Source organism: Mycetohabitans sp. B2, assembly GCF_021733735.1.
Taxonomy (GTDB): Bacteria; Pseudomonadota; Gammaproteobacteria; order Burkholderiales; family Burkholderiaceae; genus Mycetohabitans; species Mycetohabitans rhizoxinica.
The window spans coordinates 1-340 of record NZ_JAHKSP010000136.1; the positions used below are offsets into that span (position 1 = coordinate 1).

Consider the following 340-nt stretch of genomic DNA (forward strand, 5'->3'; position numbering starts at 1 on the left):
CTCACAGCAATGCGATCTAGCGCCGCCACAACGTCCTCACCACGTAGCGTGGCGCCTACCTCGATGGCCAAGCATTCGCGCGTATAATTGTCCACAATTGTCAGCGTGCGCAAACGCCGACCATCAAACAGTGCGTCAGCAACAAAGTCCATACTCCAAATCTCGTTGATCGCGGTCACGAGCTGCTTGGGCTGCCGCAGCCGCGCCGCCTTGTTTCGCCGCGGCCTCTTATGCCGCAATGACAGCCCCTGCTCACGATAGAGCCGGTAAACTCTTTTATGATTGTCGCGCCAGCCTTCCCGACGCAGCATCACATGCACCCGGCGATAGCCGTAGTGCA

At 58.5% G+C, this 340-nt stretch carries 1 protein-coding gene; it reads right to left on the bottom strand.

Annotation, left to right across the window (positions count from 1 at the left end):
• Positions 1-340 (bottom strand): IS3 family transposase (locus KPG66_RS17095; RefSeq protein WP_237071638.1); only part of this gene is annotated, 340 nt, incomplete at both ends.